The organism is Lentzea sp. NBC_00516, assembly GCF_036346835.1.
GTDB classification, from domain to species: domain Bacteria; phylum Actinomycetota; class Actinomycetes; order Mycobacteriales; family Pseudonocardiaceae; genus Lentzea; species Lentzea sokolovensis.
Genome location: NZ_CP107840.1, coordinates 9,961,925 through 9,985,786, shown reverse-complemented (window position 1 = coordinate 9,985,786; position 23,862 = coordinate 9,961,925). Strand labels below are relative to the sequence as shown.

25 protein-coding genes are annotated in these 23,862 nt (G+C 68.5%); 10 read left to right on the top strand and 15 right to left on the bottom strand.

Annotated features, from left to right (window positions below; translation table 11 throughout):
- Window position 1 precedes the first annotated feature (1 nt).
- Both OG205_RS46550 and OG205_RS46545 read right to left on the bottom strand, forming a co-directional pair.
- Window positions 2-1,987: a glycosyltransferase gene (locus tag OG205_RS46550; protein WP_330274106.1), complete on the bottom strand. Its 1,986-nt coding sequence runs from the start codon at window positions 1,985-1,987 to the stop codon at window positions 2-4.
- A complete protein-coding gene (locus OG205_RS46545) occupies window positions 1,984-2,559 on the bottom strand; it encodes a DUF998 domain-containing protein (RefSeq protein ID WP_330274105.1) in 576 nt (191 codons plus the stop codon). Before OG205_RS46545 ends, OG205_RS46550 begins: the two co-directional genes overlap by 4 nt.
- Window positions 2,560-2,736: 177 nt before the next feature.
- On the opposite strand from OG205_RS46545, the gene OG205_RS46540 reads away from it, so the two are divergent.
- The 3 genes from OG205_RS46540 to OG205_RS46530 are packed head-to-tail and all read left to right on the top strand — an operon-like array spanning window position 2,737 to window position 5,359.
- Window positions 2,737-3,666 carry an ABC transporter ATP-binding protein gene (locus OG205_RS46540; protein WP_330274104.1) on the top strand — a complete coding sequence of 310 codons (930 nt, stop codon included), beginning with the start codon at window positions 2,737-2,739 and terminating at the stop codon, window positions 3,664-3,666.
- Window positions 3,663-4,421, top strand: coding sequence for an ABC transporter permease (locus OG205_RS46535; RefSeq protein WP_442916712.1), 759 nt, complete (start codon window positions 3,663-3,665; stop codon window positions 4,419-4,421). Before OG205_RS46540 ends, OG205_RS46535 begins: the two co-directional genes overlap by 4 nt.
- Window positions 4,422-4,441: 20 nt before the next feature.
- A complete protein-coding gene (locus OG205_RS46530; protein WP_330274103.1) occupies window positions 4,442-5,359 on the top strand; it encodes a COX15/CtaA family protein in 918 nt (305 codons plus the stop codon).
- Here OG205_RS46530 and OG205_RS46525 read toward each other — a convergent pair.
- The 7 genes from OG205_RS46525 to OG205_RS46495 all read right to left on the bottom strand — a co-directional run bounded on the left by OG205_RS46525 (window position 5,338) and on the right by OG205_RS46495 (window position 11,702).
- Window positions 5,338-6,441, bottom strand: a complete 1,104-nt coding sequence (locus OG205_RS46525) for an ankyrin repeat domain-containing protein (protein ID WP_330274102.1) — start codon at window positions 6,439-6,441, stop codon at window positions 5,338-5,340. The two genes, OG205_RS46530 and OG205_RS46525, sit on opposite strands and share 22 nt — an antisense overlap.
- Before the next feature lie 9 nt (window positions 6,442-6,450).
- The gene (locus OG205_RS46520) at window positions 6,451-6,915 is read right to left on the bottom strand and encodes a GbsR/MarR family transcriptional regulator (protein ID WP_330274101.1); all 465 of its coding nucleotides are present in this window, start codon (window positions 6,913-6,915) and stop codon (window positions 6,451-6,453) included.
- Between the two features lie 46 nt (window positions 6,916-6,961).
- Window positions 6,962-7,444, bottom strand: coding sequence for a Uma2 family endonuclease (locus OG205_RS46515; RefSeq protein WP_330278383.1), 483 nt, complete (start codon window positions 7,442-7,444; stop codon window positions 6,962-6,964).
- Between the two features lie 91 nt (window positions 7,445-7,535).
- On the bottom strand, window positions 7,536-8,054 hold the full coding sequence (locus OG205_RS46510) for an ATP-binding protein (RefSeq protein WP_319979221.1): 519 nt from the start codon (window positions 8,052-8,054) through the stop codon (window positions 7,536-7,538).
- Window positions 8,055-8,133: 79 nt separating this feature from the next.
- A complete protein-coding gene (locus OG205_RS46505; protein WP_330278382.1) occupies window positions 8,134-8,595 on the bottom strand; it encodes a DUF742 domain-containing protein in 462 nt (153 codons plus the stop codon).
- A gap of 78 nt (window positions 8,596-8,673) precedes the next feature.
- The gene (locus tag OG205_RS46500) at window positions 8,674-9,093 is read right to left on the bottom strand and encodes a roadblock/LC7 domain-containing protein (RefSeq protein ID WP_330274100.1); all 420 of its coding nucleotides are present in this window, start codon (window positions 9,091-9,093) and stop codon (window positions 8,674-8,676) included.
- The gene (locus tag OG205_RS46495) at window positions 9,090-11,702 is read right to left on the bottom strand and encodes a sensor histidine kinase (protein WP_330274099.1); all 2,613 of its coding nucleotides are present in this window, start codon (window positions 11,700-11,702) and stop codon (window positions 9,090-9,092) included. The genes OG205_RS46500 and OG205_RS46495 overlap by 4 nt, the downstream gene beginning before the upstream one ends.
- A gap of 334 nt (window positions 11,703-12,036) precedes the next feature.
- Between OG205_RS46495 and OG205_RS46490 the strand changes: the two genes are divergently transcribed.
- A complete protein-coding gene (locus tag OG205_RS46490) occupies window positions 12,037-12,447 on the top strand; it encodes a DUF485 domain-containing protein (protein WP_319979219.1) in 411 nt (136 codons plus the stop codon).
- Window positions 12,444-14,021: a solute symporter family protein gene (locus tag OG205_RS46485; RefSeq protein WP_330274098.1), complete on the top strand. Its 1,578-nt coding sequence runs from the start codon at window positions 12,444-12,446 to the stop codon at window positions 14,019-14,021. The genes OG205_RS46490 and OG205_RS46485 overlap by 4 nt, the downstream gene beginning before the upstream one ends.
- Here the strand turns inward: OG205_RS46485 and OG205_RS46480 are convergent.
- Genes OG205_RS46480 through OG205_RS46470 form a run of 3 tightly spaced genes read right to left on the bottom strand, consistent with a single transcriptional unit; the run spans window position 14,007 to window position 15,947 of the window.
- Window positions 14,007-14,792, bottom strand: a complete 786-nt coding sequence (locus OG205_RS46480) for an alpha/beta fold hydrolase (RefSeq protein WP_330274097.1) — start codon at window positions 14,790-14,792, stop codon at window positions 14,007-14,009. The genes OG205_RS46485 and OG205_RS46480 overlap by 15 nt on opposite strands.
- 19 nt (window positions 14,793-14,811) lie before the next feature.
- A complete protein-coding gene (locus OG205_RS46475; protein WP_330274096.1) occupies window positions 14,812-15,660 on the bottom strand; it encodes an ATP-grasp domain-containing protein in 849 nt (282 codons plus the stop codon).
- Window positions 15,657-15,947: a hypothetical protein gene (locus OG205_RS46470; protein WP_330274095.1), complete on the bottom strand. Its 291-nt coding sequence runs from the start codon at window positions 15,945-15,947 to the stop codon at window positions 15,657-15,659. The genes OG205_RS46475 and OG205_RS46470 overlap by 4 nt, the downstream gene beginning before the upstream one ends.
- 36 nt (window positions 15,948-15,983) lie before the next feature.
- Here OG205_RS46470 and OG205_RS46465 point away from each other — a divergent pair, with 36 nt between their 5' ends.
- Window positions 15,984-17,567, top strand: coding sequence for a DUF885 domain-containing protein (locus tag OG205_RS46465; protein ID WP_330274094.1), 1,584 nt, complete (start codon window positions 15,984-15,986; stop codon window positions 17,565-17,567).
- A 7-nt stretch (window positions 17,568-17,574) separates the two neighbouring features.
- Window positions 17,575-18,105 (top strand): GNAT family N-acetyltransferase, encoded by a 531-nt coding sequence (locus tag OG205_RS46460; RefSeq protein ID WP_330274093.1) that lies wholly within the window; start codon window positions 17,575-17,577, stop codon window positions 18,103-18,105.
- Here the strand turns inward: OG205_RS46460 and OG205_RS46455 are convergent.
- Window positions 18,102-18,890 carry a glycoside hydrolase family protein gene (locus OG205_RS46455; RefSeq protein WP_330274092.1) on the bottom strand — a complete coding sequence of 263 codons (789 nt, stop codon included), beginning with the start codon at window positions 18,888-18,890 and terminating at the stop codon, window positions 18,102-18,104. The genes OG205_RS46460 and OG205_RS46455 overlap by 4 nt on opposite strands.
- Window positions 18,891-18,996: 106 nt before the next feature.
- Here OG205_RS46455 and OG205_RS46450 point away from each other — a divergent pair, with 106 nt between their 5' ends.
- A complete protein-coding gene (locus OG205_RS46450; protein ID WP_330274091.1) occupies window positions 18,997-19,938 on the top strand; it encodes a quinone oxidoreductase family protein in 942 nt (313 codons plus the stop codon).
- 62 nt (window positions 19,939-20,000) lie between these two features.
- Here OG205_RS46450 and OG205_RS46445 read toward each other — a convergent pair whose 3' ends face one another.
- Complete coding sequence (locus OG205_RS46445; RefSeq protein ID WP_442916856.1) at window positions 20,001-21,128, bottom strand: IS30 family transposase; 1,128 nt, start codon at window positions 21,126-21,128, stop codon at window positions 20,001-20,003.
- Between the two features lie 167 nt (window positions 21,129-21,295).
- Window positions 21,296-21,811 (bottom strand): FKBP-type peptidyl-prolyl cis-trans isomerase, encoded by a 516-nt coding sequence (locus tag OG205_RS46440; RefSeq protein ID WP_330274090.1) that lies wholly within the window; start codon window positions 21,809-21,811, stop codon window positions 21,296-21,298.
- 452 nt (window positions 21,812-22,263) lie between these two features.
- Between OG205_RS46440 and OG205_RS46435 the strand changes: the two genes are divergently transcribed.
- Window positions 22,264-23,202 carry a hypothetical protein gene (locus tag OG205_RS46435; protein ID WP_442916873.1) on the top strand — a complete coding sequence of 313 codons (939 nt, stop codon included), beginning with the start codon at window positions 22,264-22,266 and terminating at the stop codon, window positions 23,200-23,202.
- A 6-nt stretch (window positions 23,203-23,208) separates the two neighbouring features.
- Window positions 23,209-23,856, top strand: a complete 648-nt coding sequence (locus tag OG205_RS46430; protein WP_330274088.1) for a hypothetical protein — start codon at window positions 23,209-23,211, stop codon at window positions 23,854-23,856.
- Window positions 23,857-23,862 lie beyond the last annotated feature (6 nt).

Sequence of the window (23,862 nt, the reverse complement as noted above, 5' to 3'; positions counted from 1 at the left end):
CTCAGGCAGCCAGTGCGATGACCGGAACCGTCCGGCCCATCGCCCGCGCGTACAACGCCTCGAAGCGCTCCAGGGTCGTCGCCAGCGCGTGGTGCGAGATGATCTCGCTGCTGGCGGCGCCCATCCTGGCCCGCATCGGCGCGTCGTGCACGAGCGTGTGCAGACGCTGGGCCAGCTGGTTCACGTCGCCGGGCTCGAACAGCCAGCCGTTGCGGCCGGGGTGCACGAGGTGCGGCAGCGCCATGGCGTTCGCGGCGATCACCGGCTTGCCCGCGGCCATCGCCTCCATCGTCGCGAGGCTCTGCAGTTCCGCGACACCGGGCATGACGAACAGGTCGGCGCGGGCGTAGGCGTCGAGCAGGTCGTCCTCGGACACGAAGCCGTGGAAGCGGACCCGGTCGGTGATCCCCAGGTCGCGGGCCAGCAGCTCCCACTCGGCCTTGCAGGTGCCGTCCCCGACGATCTCGCCGAACGCTCCGGGCACGCGGGCCAGGGCGCGCAGGAACTCGTCGACGCGCTTCTCCTCGTCCAGCCGTCCGACGAACAACGCGGTCGGCCGGTCGTTGTGGGTGACCTCGCGCTGGTAGCGGGCGATGTCGATGCCGCACGAGACCGGCATCGCGCGTTCGGGGAAACCGCTCTCGTGCAACAACTGCACGGCGCGCGGGGTCGGCGCGGTCACGATGTCGGCGCGGCCGAAGACGCGGGCCAGGTCGCGGTAGGCGAACTTGCGGGCCATGCCCTGCAGGAACTTCGGCAGGTGGGCGTGGCTGAACAGGTTCTCCGGCATGAAGTGGTTCGTGGCGAGCGTCGGAATCCCCTGGGCGACAGCGGAGTTCAGGACGAACCGGCCCACCACGAAGTGCGCCTGGACGTGCACGACGTCCGGCTTCAGCGCCTTGACCAGTTCGTCGGCCTCCTTGGAGGCCTGCCACGGCAGGCAGAAGCGGAAGTCCGGGTAGAACGGGAGCCGGTGCGAACGCAGCCGGTGGACCGTGACACCGGGGATCTCCGTGGCCCTGGGCGAATCCGGGGCGATGACGTGGACGTCGTGGCCGTTCTCCGCGAGACCGACCGCCAGGCGCTGCGCGAACCGCGCGGCACCGTTGACGTCCGGCGGGAACGTGTCCGCGGCGATGACGACGCGAAGCGCGCTGGAGGTGTTCACGAGAAGCTCCGTTCGGATGTTTTCACGAGGTTGACGAGCAAGTGCGAACACGCCGCTAACGGCGGCGAGAGCGCAGGCGAACAGCGCGACACCGGTCAAAGGAGACAAATGCGCGGCCTCGCCGAGCAGGAAGGCGCCGAGGCCGACCGCGACCAGTGGGTCCACCACGGTCAGGCAGGCGACGGCGAGATGAGGAGGTCCGCCCGCATAGGCGTGCTGGACCAGCCAGCCACCCACGGCGAGCGAGAGGGCGATGCCGAGCACGGACGCGAGGTGCGAGAGCCCGAAACCGCCTTGCTGCACCGACTGTGAGACGGCGCGCATCAGCACGGACACGTACCCGTACGCGACGCCACCGGCCGATGCGAACGCCACGGCACGAATGCGCGCGTTCGGCGTAAGGGCCGCGATCACACCCGGCACCGCGATCAGGCCGAGAGCCACGAGTCCGGCGGTGAGTTCGACGTCCGGCACGACCTTGGTCGCCGTCGCACTGCCCGAGGCGAGCAACACGAACGCACCCACGCCCACGGTCGTGAGCAGGATCGCCGGCAACTCGCGGAAACGGCGGTCCATCAACGCGGTCATGCCGATCGCGAGGACACCGATCGGCTGCACCACGGTCAACGGCGCCATGCCGAGCGCGGCCGCGTGCACCCCGGCACCGCCGACGAGCAGCGCGAACCCGGCGAGCCACCGCGGTTGCTTCAGGACGCTGGCCCGCGCACCGGTCTGGGCGATCGCGTCGTGCTGCAGGCGGGCCGCCAGAGCGAAGCACACGGCACCGAACACGGCGAGCGTGATGGCGAGCATGGTCATGAGGTGCGCCTCACCTGTAGTGCCGCGATGGCGAAAAGGAGTCCATAAAGGGATGCGAACAAAACGCGTTCCGTAAGTCCGCGCGCCTCGAAACCGGCGAAGGAAACGTGGCTGACCAGAAACGCCGCGCTCGACACGGTCGCCGTTATTGCGACACCGAGCAGAGCCGGAAATTTGCGGGCGATGAGCACACCGGCCGCGGGCAGAGCCATGAACATGACCGCTCCCGCGTACCGGTGGACGTAGCCGGACAACGAGGTCGGTGCTCCCGTCGGATCGGTCGGGAAGATCGTCGACACGGTCAGGCCCGCCGACCAGATCCCGATCAGCCACTGCGCTGACCTGCCTACACCCCGCAGGTTGACGGCGAGCAACGCCGAGACGGCCGCGAGACTAAGAGACGTCGCCGCGAGCCAGCCCGTGCCGTTGTTCACGAACACGTAGTCGCTGATCACGTCCGTGACCGGGTTGAGCTGACCCGCCGACACGACATGCAGGTAGAAAATCGGCACCAGTGAGAACACCAGTCCCCCGACCACCAGGCCCCGTCTTTTCTCCCCCGCTTGGATCACGAGAAAAGTCTCTTGTGAATGCGGTGATCAACCAATGGGGAACTCCCCCGAGGGGACCCTGAGGTGTCCCTGAGTCTCAGGGGTAGGGCTAGCCCCACCTTTTTCAGCTCTGCTTCAGGAATGGGCCGAATGACCCAGCTGCGTGCGGATTGCCCGGACCGCCTAGGCTGCGTGCTCGTGAGCCCGAATCCCCAGCCTGCGGTGGAAGTGTCGGGGCTGGTCAAGAGATACGGCTCGAAGACCGCCGTCGACGGCCTCGACCTCGTTCAGCAGCCCGGCACCGTTCTCGCCCTGCTCGGGCCCAACGGCGCGGGCAAGACGACGACCGTCGAGATCTGCGAGGGCTTCCGCACGGCCGACGACGGCTCGGTGCGCGTGCTCGGCATGGCGGCGGGTTCCGAGGCGCTGCGGCCGCGGATCGGCGTGATGCCCCAGGGCGGTGGCGGTTATCCCGGCATTCGCGCCTTGGAGATGCTGAACCTCGTGGCGGCGTGTGCGGCCGACCCGCTCGATCCGAAGTGGCTGATCGAGATCCTCGGGCTCGGTGGCGTGATCCGCACCCCGTACAAGAGGCTGTCCGGCGGCCAGCAGCAGCGGTTGTCGCTCGCGTGCGCGTTGATCGGACGCCCTGAACTCGTGTTCCTGGACGAGCCGACCGCGGGCATGGACCCGCAGGCACGCCGTCTGGTGTGGGATCTCGTGGGGGCTCTTCGCGACGACGGCGTGTCCGTCCTGCTGACGACGCACCTCATGGACGAGGCCGAGGCGCTCGCCGACAACGTCGTGATCATCGACGAGGGCCGCGTGGTCGCGCAGGGCTCGCCCGCCGAGCTGACCGCGAACCGGCCGGACGACCAGCAGCTGCGGTTCCGCGCGCGGCCCGGTCTCGACCTCACGTTGCTGTCCGCCGCACTGCCGGAGGGCTTGAAGGTGCGCGAGGCGACGAAGGGCGCGTACGTCGTCGAAGGAATGATCGACCCGCAGGTCGTGTCCACCGTGACGTCGTGGTGCGCGCAGCAGGGCGTGCTGGCCGAGGAGCTCACGGTGGCCAAGCGCAGCCTCGAAGACGTTTTCCTGGAGCTGACCGGCAGGGAGCTGCGCTCGTGACCACCTTCGCTCCCGGCACGTTCAAGCCCGCGCCCGGCCGCGGTTCGTTGCCGCGCATGCTCTTCGTGCACGCGCGCACCGAGGCGATGCTGACGTTGCGCAACGGCGAGCAGATCCTGCTCACCGTGATCATCCCGCTGGCGTTGCTGGTGGCGTTGTCGTTGATGTCGGTGATCCCGATGCCCGAGCCGCGGGTGGGTTCGGCGACGGCGCGGATCTTCGCGCTGGCGATCATCTCCTCCGCCTTCACCGGGCAGGCCATCGCTCTCGGGTTCGACCGGCGTTATGGCGTGCTGAAGCGGCTTTCGGCCTCGGCGCTGCCCCGGTGGCTGCTCGTCGCCGGCCGGGTCTGCGGCGCGCTGGTCGTGGTGGCTTTGCAGATCGTGCTGCTCGGGGTCACGGCGTTGATCCTGGGCTGGCGCTTCCCGCTGGCCGGATTGCCTTGGGTCGTGCTGCTGATCGTCCTGGGCACGCTGACGTTCGGTGCGCTGGGCGTGCTGCTGGGTGGCGCGCTGCGGGCCGAGATCGTGCTGGCGCTGGCGAACATCATCTGGTTCGTGCTGCTGATGGTCGGTGGCGTGGCGTTGTCGGTGCCGGTCGGGTTCGTGCACCTGCTGCCGTCCGCCGCTTTGGCCCAGGCACTGGAAACCTCTGTGGTGCACGGCACCGCGCCAGGTGTGGGCCCCGTCGCAGTCCTCGTGGCCTGGGGTGTTGTCGCGGGCGCGTTGGCTACCCGGACGACCAAGCTCACCTGACGCGGCCTACCATCGTTCGCGTGTCTCGATTGACCGCTTTCCTCGTTCCTCTGCAACGCGCCCTTGCGATCGCCGCCATCATCGCGCAGGGCGGTATCGCGGTCACCGGGTCCATCGTGCGCGTCACCGGCTCCGGGCTCGGCTGCCCGACGTGGCCGGAGTGCGTGCCCGGCAGCATCGTCCCGGTCGAGCACCCGGACGTCGCCGCGCTGCACCAGTGGGTCGAGTTCGGCAACCGGACGCTGTTCGGCGTCATCGGCATCATCACCGGCCTGTGCCTGATCGCCGCGGTGCTGAACAAGCCGCGCCGCCGCCGGGTCATCACGCTCGCCGCGATCCAGGTCGGCGGTGTGCTCGCGCAGGCCGTCATCGGTGGCGCGACCGTCCGGCTCGGGCTGGTGTGGTGGAGCGTCTCGGTCCACTTCATGGTCTCGATGGTGCTGGTGTGGTTCGCCGTGCTGCTCCTGCGTTCGCTGAGCGAGGGCGACGGCCCTGCCCGCTGGCTGGTGCCGGCCGGGGCGCGCGGGCTGCAGATCGTCATGGCGGTCGTCATGTACGCGCTGCTGATCGCGGGCACGTTCGTCACCGCCGCCGGTCCGCACGCGGGCGACTCGAAGACGCCGCGCCTGGACGTGCCGGTGCCGACGCTGGCGCAGATCCACGCGGACCTGCTGTTCCTGTTCCTCGGCATGCTCATCGCGATGGGCTTCTTCGTGCGCACCAAGGCCTACTGGGTGCTGGTCGGCGTGGTCGTCGCCCAGGGCTCGCTCGGCATGGTCCAGTACTGGACCGGAGTGCCCGAGGTGCTCGTGTCGCTGCACGTGCTGGGTGCCGGCGCCGTCGTCGTCGCCACGGCGATGTTGTGGACGTCCTCCCGCGAACGCACGCACGAGGTCGAGGTTCCCGCCGCCGAGGATCAGGCGCTCAGCAAGGCCTGAGCTTCACCCTGGTCGTTGTGACCGGCCCAGTTCGCCGGTGTGGCTTCGAAGTTCACGTCGGTGATGGTCCTGTCGGCGCCCGCGTCGAGCAGGATGCGGATGACCTTGAGGTGGCCGCGTTCGGCCGCCAGGTGCAGCGCCGTCACACCCTCGCCGTGCATAGGTCCGCCGAAACCCGTGCGCTGGTTGGGATTCGCGCCCAGGTCGAGCAACGTGCGGGTGGCGTTCTCCAGCCCGCACCAGGCCGCCCACGCGAGCGCCGTGCCGCGGTAGACGTCCGCGTCGATCCTGGCGCCGCGCTTGAGCAGGTCGCCCAGGATCTCGGTTCGGCCGTTGCGGGCGGCCCACGACAACGCCTCGTCGAGCACTTCCTGCGGGTCGTTCGTCGGCCACCAGCGCGGGAAACCGCTGTGCGGCCGGTAATAGCCGCGCTTCGCTTCCGGTTCCGCGGCGAGGTCCAGGTCGCCCAGGCCGGCCGCGGTGCGCAGGTTCGGCGGGTGAACTCCTTTTTGCGCCAGGAGTTCGGCGGTTTCTCTGTTCCCCCAGAACAACGCGACGGTGAGCGGTGTGCCGCCCTCACCCCGTGCGTCCAGGTCGGTGCGTGCGCCTTTGGCGAGCAGCAGCTCGGCCAGGCTCGGCAGGTTCGCGTAGGCCGCCTGGTGCAACGCCGTCCAGCCGTGGACGTTCTGGTGGTCGATGTCCGCGCCGTCGTTGAGCAGCACCTCGACCAGGCGTTCGTCGCACTTGGCCGTCGCCAGCCCGAGCAGGTCGTTGCCGTTGGTACCGCTGGCCTTCACGAGCCACGGGTCGCGCGTGATGATCGCCTTGAGCTCACCGGGGTTCTGCATCTCGATGGCCTGGTAGGCACGGGCGAACGGCCGCGGCTTGCGAATGTTGGCCTTGAGCGCCTTCCAGTCCTCACACCCGTGGGCCTGGGCGAGAACGCTGTGCGCGCCCTCGTCCGTCAGCGGCACGTCGTCGAAGACCTCGAGGGCACCGGGCACGCCGTCCCACGCGGAGGCCAGCAATCCCCTGGCCCGCTCCTCGTAGTACTCGATGTCGTCGCGAAACGGGTGCCACATGGCACCACGCTACTTCGGCGAGGCGGGCCTGCGCTCCCACAAAGCGGGCAGTTCCTCTGAGAGCCAACCGTAGATGTGGTCGACGGCCCTGAGCCGCATCGACCGCTCCGGATCACCGCTGAGCAACCGCATGCCGTCCTCGGTGAGCGTCTGCACGCTGGCGATGGCGTTGAGCTTGCGCTGGATGAAGTCCGTCCAGGCCTTCTCGTTGATCCGGTACTCCGCCGCCTGCCGTCCACGCCGGGTCCGCTTGGTCACCAGCCCGACGTTGACCAGGTACTTGAGGTTCGTGCTGATCGACCCGCTGCTCGCCTCCAGCTCCTGCGAGAGCTCGGCGGCGGTGCGCTCCACCGGCTGGCACACCAGCAGGTAGCCGAGGATGCGGCCGCCGATCAGCGGGATGCCCTCCTCGGCGAAGTGGGCCGCGAACCGCTCGATCCAGGCGGACAGGCGGGTCTCGCGTCCGACGCTCATCTTTGGCCCTCCCAGGCGAACACCGTGCTTTCGGTCAACACTGAAATCATCGTAGCGATCTTGTCAACGGCGGCTTTCGAGCATGCGAAAAGCTGGAAGGCAGATGCCTCCCAGCTCCGTCGTAGCGTTCCACGCCTGCGGCCGCGAACGCCACGGGCTTCTCCAGCCTGTCGTTCTTCTTCGTGGACGGACTGACCACCTCGACGACCAGCGTCACGTCCCGGACATCGACCGAGCCCGCATCGATGAATTCCGATGTCACGACCACATCAGGGATGTAGCCGAGAGTTCTGTTCAGGCGGACTGCGATCGCGGTCAGCGCTTCCATGCCCTCGCGCGCGACAGCCCCGTCGAGGAGGGTTTGGAGCCGGTCAGCTACCCGCTGATGCCTCATGGCAGGCGCGGCGTGGACGACGAACCGCCCGTCGACCAGCTCGATACGACGGCCCTCTTGGGGGTCAAGACTCTCCCAGTCGTCCAGCGTGTGACCCTCCAGCCGCCCTGCAGCACTCATTTCATCGTCCACCATCACGAAACGGAGGCTAGGAGGCCAAAGCCTCCTAGCCTCCGTTTCGTCAGCAGGTCAATCAGAAAGAGCTACCGCTTGGAGAAGTTCCAAGTCAGCAGACAGGCGCGAGCGGAGTCGTCTCGTCGGGCCCTGCCCGCCGGCGCCACCGGTCCAGCTTCGCGTGCTCGGTCAGCGAGATCAGTGTCTCGCGCACCGAGAGCCGGACGCGCGGGTCGCAGTTCACGACCGGCACGTCGGGCGAGATGCCCATGCCGCGAATGATGGCTTTCACGTCCGCTCGAACGGACGCGTGCACGTTGTTCAGCGCGAGCACGTACGGAATGTTGTGGTCTTCGAAGTACCGCATCGCGTCCACGGAGTCCGCGGGGCGCATCACGTCGAAGAGCACCACGGCGCCCACGGCGCCGCGCACCACGTCTCCCCAGCCCGCGCGCGGGTCCTGCCACTGCGGGGCCACGAAGAGGTGCAGCGCCAGGCCGGGGTCGAGCCACACGCGTCCGAACTGGATGCGCACCAGTTCCGTCACGGCGCCCGCGCGTTCCGGCGGCAGTGCGTTCATCGTCAGGAGATCGTTCTCCACGATGGACCTGATGAAAGTGCTCTTGCCCACGCCGAAGCCACCGGCGACGACAATCTTGGCCGAGGTCAGCTCCCGACCGGGCGGCCCAGGAGGGCCGAATTCGGGAAATCTAGAGCCGACGTAGTCCACTAAGCACTCTCTCCATCAACCCGAGGTCCGGCGTGTCACCGCCTGCGGAAGCGGTCTGGTGCACGTCCACCAGACCTCGTTCCGCCATGTCGCCGAGCAGCACCTTCACGACTCCCAGTGGGAGCCGCATCAGTGCGGCCACTTCCGCGACGGATCGCGGTGAGTGGCACAGCTCGACAACGCGTTGGTGCTCAGCCTGCAAGATACCTGCCGAATGCCGACTCTGATCATTGGCGGAGACAAGTGTCTCGATCTCGAGGTCGATGTTGGACCGAGTGCGCCCACCCGTCCAGGCATATGCACGAACGATCGAGGAGTCCTGAGCCTCCTGAATGGAGGGCTCGAAGTCTTCCTGCGGTACAACGGGAGTCGCTTCCCGCGCGGGCACCGGGTCCGGCGTGCGCGGCCGCTTTCGGCCCGAGTCCAGGGAAAACCCGTTCATCAGGTCGGCGAACGTCTGCTCGGCGGGTGTTTCGGCCCGCCTTCGTCGTCGGTGCGCGTCAGGGGACGAGCTCATGGTTCACCTCACGCTGTGCAGCTGTGCTCGCAGTTCGGGGGTGAGGATCTGGCCCACCTGGTCGACGACCACGGTCATCTCGTAGGCCACTTGACCGACGTCGCTGTCGGGGGCGGCGAGAACCGCCAAACAAGACCCGTCTCGAATGGACATGAGAAGCATGATCCCGTAGTCCATCTCGATCACGGTGCGCAACACTCCGCCACCGTCGAAGCAACGTGAAGCGCTCATCGTCAGTGCCGTGACACCGGAGGAGATCGCGGCGAGCTGCTCGGCGCGGTCCGGTGGCAGACCCGTCGACTTGGTGAGCAGCAGGCCGTCCACCGAGATCACGATCGCGTGGGCGACACCGGCCACTCGATCCGTGAAGTTCGTGATCAACCAGCCGAACTGGTCGATCTGGCGCGACTGAGGCGTGCTCATGCCTTCTCCCCGTTGTACTGGCCGTTCGCCTGGCCGCTTCCGTTCCCGTTGCCACCGAGCGGCGCCTGACGCAGGCCCGTCTGGTAGCTGGCGAGAAAGCCCCGTGCTCGTTCCGGATCACGCTTCGGGCCCGTGGCAGGGCGTGTGCCGTTCTCGGGACGTTCCGCGAGGTCGGGGAGCAGGTTCTTACGCGGCGCCCGTTTCGGCAACCCGGCGCCGGTCTCCCCCGCGTCCGTGGCGGGGTCTCCCGCCTGCTCCCAGACCGTCCCGCCGGGCTTCTTCCCGAACCACGACGCCACTACCGACGGTGACGATACAGGTGGGGTCGTCGCCGGCGAATGATCACCGTTGACCGATTCGCCCGAGACTCCGGTGCCCCTGAACCAGGAAGACGTCGTCTCATTTGGTGACGCGGCCGGCACACCGTTGTACTCGGCCGAGGCGGGGCGCGGAGTGCGCTGGGGCAACGACTCGTCGATCGCGGCGCCGCGGAACGACGACCACTCCGCAGACTCGCGCGGCTGGTCGATGGCCGGGGCGGGCGCGGGCGGCGGCGCCAGGTTCGGCGTCTTCACGACGACGTGCGGCTGCTTGGCCAGCGCGGGCTTCGGCTGCGGCAGGGCGGCGTGCCGCGGCTGCGACGGCGCCGGGGCCTCCTCGTGGGAGCGCACGAGTTCCGACGGCACGAGCACGAACGCGCGCAGGCCCTCACGGCCCTCTCCCGCGCCGCGCAGCCGGACGGTGATGCCGTGCCGGCCCGCGAGCCTGCCGACGACGAACAGCCCCATCTGGCGGGACACCGGCACGTCGTCCTCGGTGCCGGACGACAGCCGCTCGTTGGCCTCGGTGAGCTCGGCGGGGCCCATGCCGATGCCCTGGTCGGCGACCTCGACGAGCACGGCGCCCTGCTGGTCGATCCGCGAGCCGATCATGACCTGGGTGGTGGGCGCGGAGAACGCGGTGGCGTTGTCCAGCAGCTCCGCGATCAGGCGCACGAGGTCGCTGGCCGCGTAGCCGACGATCTCGACCGACGGCGTCGACTTCACCACGACGCGCTGGTAGTGCTCGATCTCCGACGCGGCGGCGCGCAGCACGTCCGCGAGCGGGACGGGCTGACTGAACCGGCGTGCCATGTCCGTGCCGGACAGCACCATCAGGTTCTCGTTGTTGCGGCGCATGCGCGTCGCGAGGTGGTCGAGCTTGAAGAGGTTGGCGAGCTGCTCGGGGTTCTCCTCGTGACGCTCCAGCTCCTCCATGAGCTTGAGCTGGCGTTCGACGAGGCCCTGCGAGCGGCGCGACAGGTTGACGAAGATGTTCTTCATGCCCGACCGCAGCGACGACTGCTCGACGGCGGACCGGACGGCCTGCTCGTGCACGGCGTCGAACGCGCGCGCCAGCTGGCCGAACTCCTCGCTGCTGTGCACGGGCACCGGTTCGATCTCGGTGTCCGGCTTGCGGTCGGCGCGGATCGCGGCGACGACCTCGGGAAGGTGGTGGTGCGCCACGTCGAGAGCGGAGCGCCGCAGCTCGGACAGCGAACGCAGCAGGTAACGGCCGATGACGAAGCCGAGCGTGCCGGCGATCAGCAGCATCGCGAGCAGGATGACCGCGGCGGCGCCGGCCTTGTTGGACGTGTCGTCCTGCAGCGAGGCGGCGGTGTTCGCGAGCTCGTCCTGCAGTTCGCGGCCGACCTGTTCCATCAGTCGCGCGGTGGTGCCGGACGACTTGTTCCAGTCGTCGACGGCGATGCCGAATTCCTGCGGCGGCTTGGGCTGGCCGGGGCGCGTGGCGGGCGGCGGGGTGCCTTCGGGCTGGGTGAGCGCCCGTTCCACGAACGCGTTGCGCAGTGCGACGGGGGCGCCGGTCACGGTCTGGTCGTAGGCGCGGCGCTGTTCGGTGGTGCCGATGGCCTGGAAGTCGCTGAGACGGTCCTGCAGGCGGATGTCGGACTGCTCCAGGGCGCGGACCTCGGGGCCGAGGAGCTTGCCCCGGCCGATCCCGGCTAAGACGAGCGCGTGCTGCAGCGAGATCTGCTCCTGCGCGATGACCATGTTGTGCAGCGCCTGCGCGGTGCCGGAGATGGCGTTGTCGTTGAACTGGCTGACGAGCGCCTGTTCGAAGTCCAGCAACGACTTCACGATCGCCGTGTAGCCGGTGGTGCCGCCGGACGGGTCGCCGCCGTCGCCGCCCTGCGAAACCTTCTCGCGCAGGTTCTTGAGCGTCTCCAGCTGACCGCCGAGTTCGAGGAACCGCTGCTTCGCGACGTCGCTGACGCCCTCGGTGCGCTCGACGCGGCGGCGCACGGTCGAGGCGGCGTTGTCGGTGGCGCGGATCTGGTTCTGGTAGGCGCCCACACCGGAACCGCTGGTCGCGCTCTGCGCGGCGAGCGTGCGTTCCTGCTGGACGCTGGAGATCAACGGCGCGAGATCCGCCCTGAGCCGGACCAGGCCCTGCATCTGCACGTAGCTGTCGGACTTGTCCACGTACCCGGAGATCTGCAGTGCGCCCGCGCCGACCGCGACCGCCACCGGCACCAGCAGCACGACGCCGAGCTTGACCGGCAGGCGCCAGTTGCGCCAGTCGCTGATCTTTCTCCACTCGACATTCACGAAATGGTCCCCAAGGCGCGCTCGAAGTGCCCCACTATCGGCTACCTCCTGGCCTGGTGAATCCCCGCGAGCTTGAGACCCCCGCAGCTCGATATCTCGATCAGCCGTATCGGGTGTTAGCGGATAGTAGGCCAGAGAGCGTGACGCGACAACGACCTGGGGCGTGCACGATCGATCACCCGCAGTGACGACAGACCTTTTGGGGTGGTCATGCACGTTCCAGGGATTGACTCGCCGCCACGCGTGGTTACGCTTGCGCCTCCCACCCCCGGACCGGACGCGCCTTCCGCGCAGAGCCTCGCCGGGCACTCCCCGTAACGAATGCGAGCGGTTGATGACGAAGGCGCTGCCCTCCGTGTCACGCCCGGCGACCCCCGGTTTCGCGACTTTTGAAGAGCCTGCTCACTCATTGCTCATAGATGGTGACGGTGAGCCTGATTTCGGTGCCCTCCAAACGAGTGAGGATTTCCTCGTTCTGAAGCGGCGGGTCAAGCGCTTCATTCTCCCGGCGACGCTGCTGTTCCTCGCTTGGTATGTCACGTTCGTATTGCTTTCGGCTTACGCCGCCGACTTCATGAGCACTCCGCTGTTCGGAACCGTGAACGTCGGCTTGACGATGGGATTCCTCCAGATCGTCACCACCATCATCATCACAATGGCGTATGCGCGTTACTCCAAGCGGAAGCTCGACCCTCAGGTCGACAAGGTGCGCGCTCTCGTCGAAACCGACGAGGAGCTCGCGTGACCGGGGCGAACACCGCGATCAACCTGTCCGTCTTCGGCATCTTCGTGCTGCTGACGCTCTACATCGTGTACCGGGCCTCGTCGCGAAACGTCAGCGCGTCGGACTACTACGCGGCGGGCAGCAGTTTCACGGGCACGCAGAACGGCATCGCACTCTCGGGTGACTTCCTGTCCGCGGCGTCGTTCCTGGGCATCTCCGGCGCTATCGCCGTGAACGGTTACGACGGCTTCATGTACTCGATCGGGTGGGTAGTCGCCTGGCTGATCGGCCTGATGCTCATCTCGGAACGGCTGCGCAACACCGGCCGCTTCACCATGGGCGACGTCATGGCGTTCCGCATGCGCCAGCGCCCCGTGCGCGCGGCCGCGGCGAACGCGACCCTGGTGATCTCGCTGTTCTACATGATCGCGCAGATGGCGGGCGCCGGCGGCCTGATGGCGCTGCTCCTGGACGTGCACAGCAAGATCGGCCAGGCCATCATCATCGCGGTCGTCGGCATCGTCATGGTGCTGTACGTGCTGGTCGGCGGCATGAAGGGCACCACGTGGGTGCAGATCATCAAGGCCGTGCTGCTGCTTCTGTCCGTGTCGCTGCTGACCATCTTCCTGATCGGCAAGTTCGGCTTCGACTTCTCCTCGATGCTCGACCGCGCGACGCAGCGCTCACCGCTGGGCGAGGCCGTGCTGTCGCCGGGCGTGAAGTACGGCGCCTCGGACCTGTCGAAAATCGACTTCATCTCTCTCGCACTGGCGCTGGTGCTCGGCACCGCGTCGCTCCCCCACGTGCTGATGCGCTTCTACACGGTGCCGAACGCCCGCGAGGCGCGTAAGTCCGTCGTGTGGGCCACGTGGATGATGGCGATCTTCTACTCGTGCACGCTGGTCATCGGCTTCGGCGCGATGGCACTGGTGGGCACGGACAAGATCACCGGTGCACCCGGCGGCGAGAACTCGGCGGCGCCACTGCTGGCGTTCCAGGTCGGCGGCACCGTGCTCCTCGGCATCGTGTGCGCCGTGGCGTTCGCGACGATCCTCGCCGTGGTCGCCGGCCTGACGCTGACGGCCTCCGCCTCGTTCGCGCACGACGTCTACGCGAACGTGATCAAGCACGGCGAGGCCGACCCGCGCGAGGAGGTCAAGATCGCGCGCATCACCGCGGTCTGCGTCGGCGTGCTCGCGATCGTCGGCGGCATCGCGGCGAACGGCCAGAACGTTGCCTTCCTGGTCGCGCTGGCGTTCGCGCTGGCCGCCTCCGCGAACCTGCCGACGCTGCTGTACTCGTTGTTCTGGAAGCGGTTCAACACGCGCGGCACGCTGTGGAGCATCTACGGCGGCCTCACCTCGTGCGTGCTGCTGATCGTCTTCTCCCCCGCCATCTCCGGCTCGAAGTCGTCGGTGTTCCCGGACGCCGACTTCGCGATCTTCCCGCTGTCGAACCCCGGCATCGTGTCGATCCCACTGTCGTTCCTGGCCGGGTTCCTGGGCACGATCCTCGGCGGCGAGCGCGCGGACACGGCCAAGCAGGCTGAGATGGAGGTGCGCGGGCTGACCGGAATCGGGTCAGGCCTGCGCTAGCAGTTCCTCCACCGCCTTGTTGAACACCTCGGGGCGTTCCAGGTTCGGCATGTGCGCGGCGCCGTCGACCACGACCAGCGTCGAGCCGGGAACGCGCTCGCTCATGTACTCGGCATCGCTGACCAGGGTGTACTCGTCGTCGCTGCCGACGATCACCAGCGTCGGCACGGTGATCGTGGTGAGGGTCTCGGTGTAGTCGGGCCGTTCCGCGCGGCCTCGCAAGGCCGCTGCGGCGCCCTCGGGCGGTGCGTTGTGCATCAGCTGTGCGACGAACTCGCCGACGGCCGGGTTGTGCGGCGCCACCATCTTCCACTGCACCTCGGTGGCGTAGCCCGACATGCCCTCGCGCAGCAGCCGGTCGGCCATGGCGTTGCGGTTCCTGCGGCCGTCCTCGGTCTCTGCCTGGGCGAACGTGTCGGCGAGGATCAGGCCGCGCAGGCGTTCGGGGAACGTCCGTGCGCATTCCATGACGATCTGCCCGCCCATCGACAGGCCGCCGAGCACGAACCTCTCGACGCCGAGGTGGTCGAGCAGGCCGGCGACGTCGGACGCGAAGACGTCCAGCGGTGTGATGCCGGGGACGACGGTGGTCTCGCCGTAGCCGCGCAGGTCGGCGGCGATCACCCGCCAGCCGGCGGCGCTGAAGTGCTCGACCTGCGGGCGCCACATCGAGCGGTCGAAGGGATGGCCGTGCACCAGCACCAGCACGTCGTCGCCGGTGCCTTCGTCGTCGTAGCCGATGGTGATGCCGTTGACGTTCGCGGTGGTCATGATCCGACCGTAGCGCGGACTAGGACCGGGACGCGGCTTCCTGGATGGCCTTGCTGAAACGGGAGGCGGCCTCGGCGGTCGTGAGCTTGAAGCCCAGCGACGGTTCGGTCAGCTCCAGTTCGAGCAGCAGCGGTTCGGCGCCCGGGCCTTCGACGACGTCCACGCGGGCGTAGAGGAAGTCCTTGCGCTGCAACGAGAGCAGCTCGGCGGTCACGTCGAGGACCTGGTTCGCGAGCGCGACCTGGCGAGCAGAAGGCTCGATGCTGCTCAGCCGCTCCTCGACGTAGAGACCGGACTCCGCCTCGCCGAGGCCCTGCGCCAGCATCGGTCCTTTGTGGAACGAGTGGGAGTACTCGCCGGCGAAGAACACCAGCGCCGTCTCGCCGTTCGCGTCCACACTGGACTGATAGGGCTGCACCAGGGCTTTGACGCCGATGGCTTCGAGGTGTGCGCGAGCCGCCGCGTGGTCGGTGAACCGGCCGGCACCGCGCGAACCCGCGCCGACCGCCGGCTTCACCACGAACTCGCCGTCCGGGAACACCGGCGTCTCCCCCGGCTGCACCACGGCGGTGGGCACGACGGCGACACCGTGCGCGGCCAGTTCGGCCATGTAGGACTTGTCGATGTTCCAGCGCACGACCGAGGCCGGGTTGGCCAGCTCGGGCACGCCGGCGCACCACGTCAGGAAGGCGTCCAGGCGGTCCGGGTAGTCCCAGGTCGCGCGCAGGACCACGAGGTCGGCGTCGACCGCGCCGCCCCACGGCTGCCACGACACGTCGACGCCGTCCCGGACAAGGGCGGCGACCAGCGCTTCCTCGTCGCCGTCGCCCTCGGGCAGGCCGTCGCACGAGGCGAGCACGACCCTCATGACTGCATCTTGGCCATCTTGCGGCGGTGGCCGGAGCCGATCTTGGTGGCGGCGGTGGTCTCGCGGTCCCATTCGGACTGCTCGACGTTGTCGGCTGCCTCGACGGCCTTGGTGGCGGACTCGACGTCCTTCGTCATCACGTCGCCCATGGCGCCGTCCGCGCCGACCAGCACGATCCGCGCGCCGGCACGGCCGATCGGTTCCACGACGGCCCTGACCGCCGTGCCCGGCTTGCCGTGGGCCTGCACGAACTCGGCGATGCGCTTCTGAGTGGTTTGATCAGACACCCCCACACTGTAAAACCAGCGGGTAGCTTCGGTCGGGTGACCACCGACACGCTCACGTCGTTCCTCACGTGGTACTTCGACCGCCACCCCGCGCACGCGGCGCAGGCCGGCTCGCTGGAGCACTACTCCACCTTCGGGGATTTCTCCGCTACCGCGTTCGAGCGGCAGGCCAGGGAGACCGAGGAGTGGCTGGCTCGGCTGGAGCCGTTGCCGAGGTCGGTGGACCGCGATCTGGCGCTGTCGGTGCTGCACGGAGCGTCGGCGCACGAGACGTGGCCGGGATGGCGGCGCGATCCGCACGAGTACGCCGGGGTCGTGTTCTTCGGGCTGCTGGCGCCGTTCCTGCACCGGCTGCTGCCCGAGGCCGACATCGTCGCCTCCACGGTGGCGAAGCTGCGCGAGGTGCCCGCGGTGCTCGCCGCCGCCGAGGCGAACCTCGACTCGTCCCTGGCGTCGCCGCTGGTCGTGCGGCGGGCGTTGGACCAGGTGCGGACGGGCCGGTCGTTCCTGCTGGACTCGTTGCCGCTGGAGGCGGCGCCGGAGTTCCGCGCGGCGCTGGCCGAGGCCGCCGGGCCCGCCGCGGACGCGTTCGACCGGCACGCGGCGTTCCTCGAAGACCTGGCCGTGCGGGCGACCGGCGACTGGCGGATGGGCGAGAAGCTCTACTCGTCCTTGTTGCAGGACAAGGAGATGCTCGGCTACGGCGCGCCGGAGCTGCACCAGCGCGGGCAGGACGCCTACGCGGAGCTGGAAGCCGAGCTGATCGAGCTCGCGGGCTCGCCGGACTGGCGTTCGGTGATGAGCTCGCTGCAGGACGACCACCCGCCCACGCTGGAGGCGATGCGCGCCGAGTACGAGGCCGAGACGGCACGGGCGCGGGCCGCGCTGGTCGAGCACTCGCTCGTGACGCTGCCCGAGGGCGAGGAGTGCCACGTCGTGCCGGGGCCGCCGTTCCACCGCGCGGTCATGGCCGTGGCGAGCTACCTCGGCCCGCCCGCGCTGACGTCGCGGCGAGCCGGCTACTTCTTCGTGCCGTTCACGCCCGACGGCGCGTCGGACGAGCAGGTCACGCACCGCCTGCGCACCAACGCGCGGTCGCAGCTGCCGACGATCTCGGTGCACGAGGCCTATCCCGGCCACCACTGGCACCTGACGTGGCTGGCGGCGCAGGGCCCGGCGCACCCGTTGCGCAAGGTGTTCCGCACGCCGTACTTCTCCGAGGGCTGGGCGCTGTACTCGGAGAAGCTGCTGCGCTCGGTCGGCCACTACACGACTCAGGGCGCGTTGATGGGGCACGTCGAGGCGCGGCTGTTCCGGGCGGCGCGGATGATCGTCGACACGGCCCTGCACTGCGGCGACATGACACCGGCCGAAGCCGAGGCGTTCATGGTGGCGCGTACGGCACTGACGCCCGGCACCGCGGTGGGCGAGGTCAAGCGGTACTGCACGCGGCCGACGCAGGCGCCGTCGTACCTGACCGGGGCGTTGGAGATCGACCTGATCCGCGACGAGTACCTGGCCGCGGGGCTGGGATCGCTGCGCGACTTCCACGACCGGATCGCGGGTTCCGGCGCGCTGCCGCTGGGTCTCGCGCGCCGGGTCGCCCTGGGCGAGGACTAGTCCGGCCGTGACGGTAGTCCTCTCCGTACCGCCCGCCGGGCCGGCGCCCGCTCTGCGGTTGCGGCCGTGGCAGCCGGACGATCTCCCGGCGCTGGTGGCGGCGCACCGCGATCCACTGCTGCGCCGCTGGCTGGCCACCTCCCTGACCGGTGAGGCCGAGGCCCGGCAGTGGCTGGACGCGCAGGAAGCCGGGTGGGCGTCGGCGACCCGGCTCAGCTTCGCCGTGGTCGCCGACGACCGTTCCCCACTGGGTCACGTGGTGGTGAAGCCGACCTCGGCAGGCACAGCCGAGGTCGGCTACTGGACCGCCGCCCACGCTCGCGGGCTGGGAATCGCCGCCCGCGCGGTGGACACCTTGTCGCACTGGGCGTTGGGCACCCAGGACGTGGTCGCGCTCACCCGGCTGGAACTGGTGCACGCGGCCGGCAACCACCCGTCCTGCCGGGTGGCGGTCAAGTGCGGCTACGCGCTGCACGACCTGATCCCCGCCGCGCCACCGGCGTTCCCCACCGAGGGACACCGGCACGTGCGCCTCTAGGCGGGCCGGTAGGCCTGGCCCGCCGCCGTCAACGCCGTGCCGGTGGAGAGGCCGGTCGGACTTGTCTTCGTGGACAGGGTGAACCACGAGTAACGCTCCACGAAGGACAGTCCGTCGAGCATCCTGGTCGACGCGGTGATGAACGCGGTCTGCTGTTGCTGACTCGGGTAGACCGCACGGCCGGAGCGCCAGTCGATCAGCGCGTACTCCGTGAGCCAGATCGGCTTCTTGTACCGGTTGTAGACGTTGCGCAGGTACGACTCCAGGTGCCCGGTGGCCGCGGCGGAGAAGTCCTGGCCGTACCAGTGCAGCGGGATGAAGTCGACGCGCAGGTTGCGCGCCTTGGCACCCGCCATGAACCGGTCGAGCCAGCCGCCGGCGACGTCACCGCCGAACGCGACGCCGGGTGCGCCGAGCCTCAGTCCGGTGCTCTGCAGGCGTGGCCACAGGTCCAGGGCGCGTTCGACGGTCATGTTCGCCTGGCCGGCCATGTCGGGTTCGTTGAACCCCAGCAGTTGCCGGCCGTTGGCCTTCGCCTTGTTCAGTTCCGCGTCGGTGACACTGGCCGCGCCCCAGATCATCGGGACGAACTCGGCGTTGCTCTGGATCCCTCGCCGGTCCGAGGCCCAGGTGTAGTACCAGCGGGCGTCCAGCGCGGTCATGGCGGCGCCGGCCGGACCGGGGTCGTCGGCCGCGTTCACGCCCTTCTTGGCGGAGGCGGCGTGGGATGGAAGCGCTCCCATGAGGAGCAGACATGCGATCAGCAGCAGGGTTGTTTTTCGCATGGATCGGTCTTACCAGGGTCGCGCTCCTTTTGCTCCCACCAGCTGGGAGGGGGAACATCGGGGTCACGGCCCGGGTTGAGCAGGGTGAGTCGATCAAGGAGGACAGATGCCCAAGGCAGTGGTGGTGCGTTCGGCCGGTGGCCCGGAGGTGCTGGAGTACGCCGACGTGCCGTCGCCCGTGGCCGGTGACGGCGAGCTGCTGGTGAAGGTGGCCGCGGCGGGCGTCAACTACATCGACACGTACCAGCGCAGCGGCCAGTACGCGGTGCCGTTGCCCACCGCACTGGGCCTGGAGGGCGCCGGCGAGGTCGTCGTCTCGAACTCCCCGGACTTCGCCGCCGGGGACAAGGTCGCGTGGATGGGCGTGCTGGGCAGCTACGCCGAGGAGGTCGTGGTGCCCGCGGCGTCCGCGGTCCGGGTGCCGGACGGGCTGGACGTCGAACTGGCCGCGGGCGCTCTGCTGCAGGGCATCACCGCCCACTACCTGATCCACTCGACGTACGTGGTGAAGGAAGGCGACCGGGTGCTGGTGCACGCGGCGGCCGGTGGCGTCGGGCTGCTGCTGACGCAGTGGGCGAAGTCGAAGGGCGCCACCGTCGTCGCGACGGTGTCGACCGACGAGAAGGAGGCGCTGGCCCGCGAGGCCGGGGCCGACCAGGTGCTGCGGTACGGCGACTTCGCCTCGCAGATCGAGAAGGTCGACGTCGTCTACGACGGGGTCGGCGCCGACACGTTCGACCAGTCGCTGGCGTCGCTGAAGCCGCGCGGGCTGCTGGCGCTGTTCGGGGCGTCGTCGGGGCCGGTGCCGCCGGTGGACCCGCAGCGGCTCAACGCGGCCGGGTCCGTGTACCTGACGCGTCCGTCGACCGGGTCCTACCTGCTGGATCGCGCGGAACTCGACTGGCGGGCCGCGGACCTGTTCGGGGCGATCATGTCCGGTGAGCTGAACGTCCGGATCGGCGGCCGGTACAAGCTGGAGGAGGCGGCGCAGGCGCACACCGACCTGCAGTCGCGCAAGACGACCGGCAAGCTGCTGCTCCTGCCGTGACCTGACGAGAAACGGCCCCCCGGATGTTCCTTGGGTTCTAGGGGTCGTTGCAACACAACTGATCAACTGGCTTCGGTCAGGAGTTTAGTCAAGCGCTCGGCTGGGGTGTCCCAGCCGAGCGTTTTGCGTGGGCGGCCGTTGAGCTGGACCGCGACCGCGTCCAGATGCTCACGGTTGTGGACGGCCAGGTTCGTGCCTTTGGGAAAGTACTGGCGCAGCAAGCCATTCGTGTTCTCGTTGCTGCCGCGTTGCCAGGGTGAGTGCGGGTCGCAGAAGTAGACCGGGATGTCGGTGGCCAGGCTGAACTCGTGGTGGCGGTGCATCTCGCTGCCTTGGTCCCAGGTCAATGACCTGGCCAGATGCGTGGGCAGGCCGCTCATGGTGTCGATCAACGCGTCGCGGACCACGTCTGAGGTGCGGCCGTTCGGCAGGTGCACGAGCATGACGTAGCGGGTGGCGCGTTCGACCAGGGTGCCGATCGCGGACTTGCCGTCCTTGCCGATGATCAGGTCGCCTTCCCAGTGGCCGGGAACGGCACGGTCGTCGGCTTCGGCGGGACGTTCGCTGATCATGACCATCGGCGTGGCCATGCGCGGGAGGCGTTGCTGGACCTGGCGGCGCGGGCGGCGGATCGCGCGGCCGGTGCGCAGCGCCTGGGCGAGTTCGCGGCGCAGTTCACCGCGTCCTTGGAGGTAGAGGGTCTGGTAGATCGTTTCGTGGACCACGTGCATCTCCGGCCGGTCAGGGAAGTCCCGGCGCAAGCGTCGCACGATCTGTTCCGGGCTCCACCGCAGGTCCAGGCCATCCTGGATCACCTGCCGCAGCGCGGGATTCGCGGCGATCTTGCCGGTCTTCGGGCGTGGCCGGCGCGCTTCGGCCAGGCGCTGGGCCGCGTGTGGCCGGTAGTCCCCGGAGATGTGATGGGCGTTGCGCCGCAGCTCGCGGCTGATCGTCGACCGATCGCGGCCTAGCTCTGCGGCGATCTGCTGCAGCGTGGCACCCGTGCGACGGCGGTCGGCGATGACGACGCGTTCGTCCTCGTTGAGAAACCGGCCTCGCACAACAGAAAGCGCCGCCGAGATGATCGGCGACGCCCCTGCTTCACTGCCGGTCGGGTTACGTCCGTTGCGCCAGCGTTTACCGGTCCGGACGTTGATCCCGACAATCCCACATGCTTCTCGACTGCTCACGCCCCGACGCACGAGCGCAAGATAAGCCTCGCGCTCGCGCGTCAGACGACGCCTGCCCCGGTTGACCGACCGGTCCCGGATCTCGAACTCCATCGCAACCCCTCAACTGAGGTGTTGCGACGACTCCTAGAACCCAAGTGTTCCGGGGGGGCCGTTTTCGTTTCGCGTCAGGCGGCGGGGGTGACCTTCACGCCGTCGATGACGAAGACGAGCGTCTCGTTCGCCTTGATGCCCTGACCGCCCTGGCCGTAGCCCTTGGCGGGCGGCACGATCAGCAGCCGGCGGCCCTTCTCCTTGAGCCCGACGATGCCCTCGTTCCAGCCGTCGATGACCGGCGCCTGGCCGACGTTCTCGACGTCGAACGGCTCGCCGCGCTCGAAGGAGCTGTCGAGGATCTTCTTGTCGGAGAACGTCGTGAGCTGGTAGTTGACCGAGGCCGTCGTGCCCGCCTTCACCTCGGCGCCGGTGCCCTGCACCAGGTCCTTGATGACGAGCTCGTCGGTGGGCTTGCAGGCGGGGATCTCGACCTTGGGCGCCGCACCGAAGTCGCCGGTGACCTTGAAGTCGTCGGCCTTGCAGGGGGTCGTGGGCGCGCCGGCCGAGGGCTGGGCCGTGCTGCCGCAGCCGGCGAGGCCGGTGGCCGCCACGAGCGCCAGGGAAGCGATGAGCAGGACGTTACGCATGGTGGGTGAGCGTATTCGGACGGGTGTGAGCGGCGTGTAGCAGGCCGGGCGACCTCGTCCTGAAGGCGGCTGGGTGACTCGGCCTGCCGGACGAACACTGGCAACGGCTGGGCGGACTAAGACACTCGCCGTGGGTGCGTTCGGGTTGGTGGGTCACCCTCATCCGACTCGTGAGGGGTGAGTCGCGACAGGGCGTCACCGAAGTGCACGGATGCGGGTCGGCCACTGGGCTCAAGGGCGGTTATTCCGGCCCTGAATGTCGCACGAATAGCAGCTTCCTTATCTTTAGACCGACGCGTACAGTAACTCCTCGCACTTGATCGGACACCGACCGCATTCGTCCGTTCGGGTAGCAGCCAATCTGGTGATCCGGGAGGTGGAGACTCGTGTCCGCGGAGGCCGGAGGCATCCGCAGCAACCTGATCCAGGAGTTGTTCTGGACTCGGACCGGGTTGCTCCTCCTCATACTCGTCGTGACGTCGGGTGCGTCGCTGGCCATTTCCAGTCAAATGGATTCCGGGACAGCGAGAAACCTGCTGACAGCGCTGGGTACCGGCACTCTCATTTCGGCGGTCGTGAGCTTCACACAGACGTTGATCACGTCGAAAGCGGCGCAGAAGGCGCTTCTCGCTCCGGTGATCGAGGAGAGCCGCAAGGCACTTCGGGAACTCACCCAGGAGTATCGGGCGCTCGATCGCGAGTTCTTCCCCAGTCACGTGTTCGAGCCGACGGCCAAGCCGGATCCGGTGTTCAACCAGCTCATGATGCAGGACCTGGAGCGGACGCGGCTGTACTGCTTCCGCGGGTTCGCGGGCCGGTACGTGGCGGGCAGGGTGCTGCTCAGTCAGACGGAGTGCGAGCTCAGGGCCGTGCTGGCCGACCCGCGCGACGACAACGCCATCAGCGGGCGAGCGCGGTACCTGTTGCGCAACGAAGGCGCGGACGGGAACTACGAGGAGATCCAGAAACGGCTCAAGGAGCAGATCGGCATCGGGCTCGTCGGGCTCTACGCGGCTCGCAGCCGATGTTCCAGGATCGATGTCACCATCGTTTCGGATCCGCCGCTCGATCGGCTCGAGTTGTTCGACGACTCGGCGTGGCTCACGCTCTACAGCAACACCGCAGGAGTGCTCAGGCCGTATCCGCGCACGCTCAGGTTCACCGAAAGTTCGTTCCTTTACGCGATGGAACGCGCGGAGTTCCTGCGCATCAGCAATTCCAGGGCCGGCTACCACTTCGCCATCACGCCAGCGACTTCCAGGAACGACTTCGTGGCGCTGTTCGAGAAGATCACCGGCGAGACGCTCACCACCGACGGTTTCACGGAGCTCGAAGGCAAGTTCCACGCATTCCGTCGCGAATTCTCCGCATCCGCTCAGTTGAGGAGCTGATCGATCTTGCTAGCCGAGTTCACCGGGGTGTCCGCGCTCGAGGAGCTCGCCACTCGGGTGCAGCGCGCCGAATTCCCCGTCGTGGACCACTGGGCCGATGTCGGCACGTGGTTTCGCGAATGGGCGGCCCGTCCCGGGTTGCGCAAAGAGCTTCGCGCGCACATCGACAGCCTCACACCCCAGGAGGCGACCTGGGTGATCGCGCATTCACGCGAGACGACGACGCATTACGCATGGTGCCTGCGCGACGAAGCGGACGAACCGTTCACGTTCTGGCTGCACGAGTACAAACCGCTGAGCGACTGGCGGACCGGCTACGCCGACTCGGTGCACAACCACCGCTACCACTTCTGCACCACCATCCTGAGCGGCGCCTACCTGCACGAACGTTTTGACGCCCGGCTCGGTGTCGGTGGCCGCACGGTCGTCGGCACGGAACTCACGAACCGCACTCAGTGCGCCGAAGGCACCACCGGCACGATGCTCGCGCACGAGTTCCACCGCATCCCGCGAGCGGCGGACGGGACCATGACGTTCCTGGTCAAGTCACGTGCCGTGAACCCGTGGAGCCTCAGCTACGACCCCGACACCGGAATCAGCCACCGGCACGTGCCGGTGGAGGACCGACTGGAGGATCTGACGAACCACCTGTGAAGGCCT

Coding starts and splice junctions, on each gene's coding strand:
- OG205_RS46455 (WP_330274092.1), bottom strand. CDS start 18,890: ATGCGAAAAACAACCCTGCTGCTGATCGCATGTCTGCTCCTCATGGGA.
- OG205_RS46520 (WP_330274101.1), bottom strand. CDS start 6,915: ATGAGCGTCGGACGCGAGACCCGCCTGTCCGCCTGGATCGAGCGGTTC.
- OG205_RS46480 (WP_330274097.1), bottom strand. CDS start 14,792: ATGACCACCGCGAACGTCAACGGCATCACCATCGGCTACGACGACGAA.
- OG205_RS46450 (WP_330274091.1), top strand. CDS start 18,997: ATGCCCAAGGCAGTGGTGGTGCGTTCGGCCGGTGGCCCGGAGGTGCTG.
- OG205_RS46475 (WP_330274096.1), bottom strand. CDS start 15,660: ATGAGGGTCGTGCTCGCCTCGTGCGACGGCCTGCCCGAGGGCGACGGC.
- OG205_RS46505 (WP_330278382.1), bottom strand. CDS start 8,595: ATGAACGGGTTTTCCCTGGACTCGGGCCGAAAGCGGCCGCGCACGCCG.
- OG205_RS46525 (WP_330274102.1), bottom strand. CDS start 6,441: ATGTGGCACCCGTTTCGCGACGACATCGAGTACTACGAGGAGCGGGCC.
- OG205_RS46490 (WP_319979219.1), top strand. CDS start 12,037: ATGACGAAGGCGCTGCCCTCCGTGTCACGCCCGGCGACCCCCGGTTTC.
- OG205_RS46440 (WP_330274090.1), bottom strand. CDS start 21,811: ATGCGTAACGTCCTGCTCATCGCTTCCCTGGCGCTCGTGGCGGCCACC.
- OG205_RS46550 (WP_330274106.1), bottom strand. CDS start 1,987: ATGACCATGCTCGCCATCACGCTCGCCGTGTTCGGTGCCGTGTGCTTC.
- OG205_RS46515 (WP_330278383.1), bottom strand. CDS start 7,444: ATGGTGGACGATGAAATGAGTGCTGCAGGGCGGCTGGAGGGTCACACG.
- OG205_RS46500 (WP_330274100.1), bottom strand. CDS start 9,093: ATGAGCACGCCTCAGTCGCGCCAGATCGACCAGTTCGGCTGGTTGATC.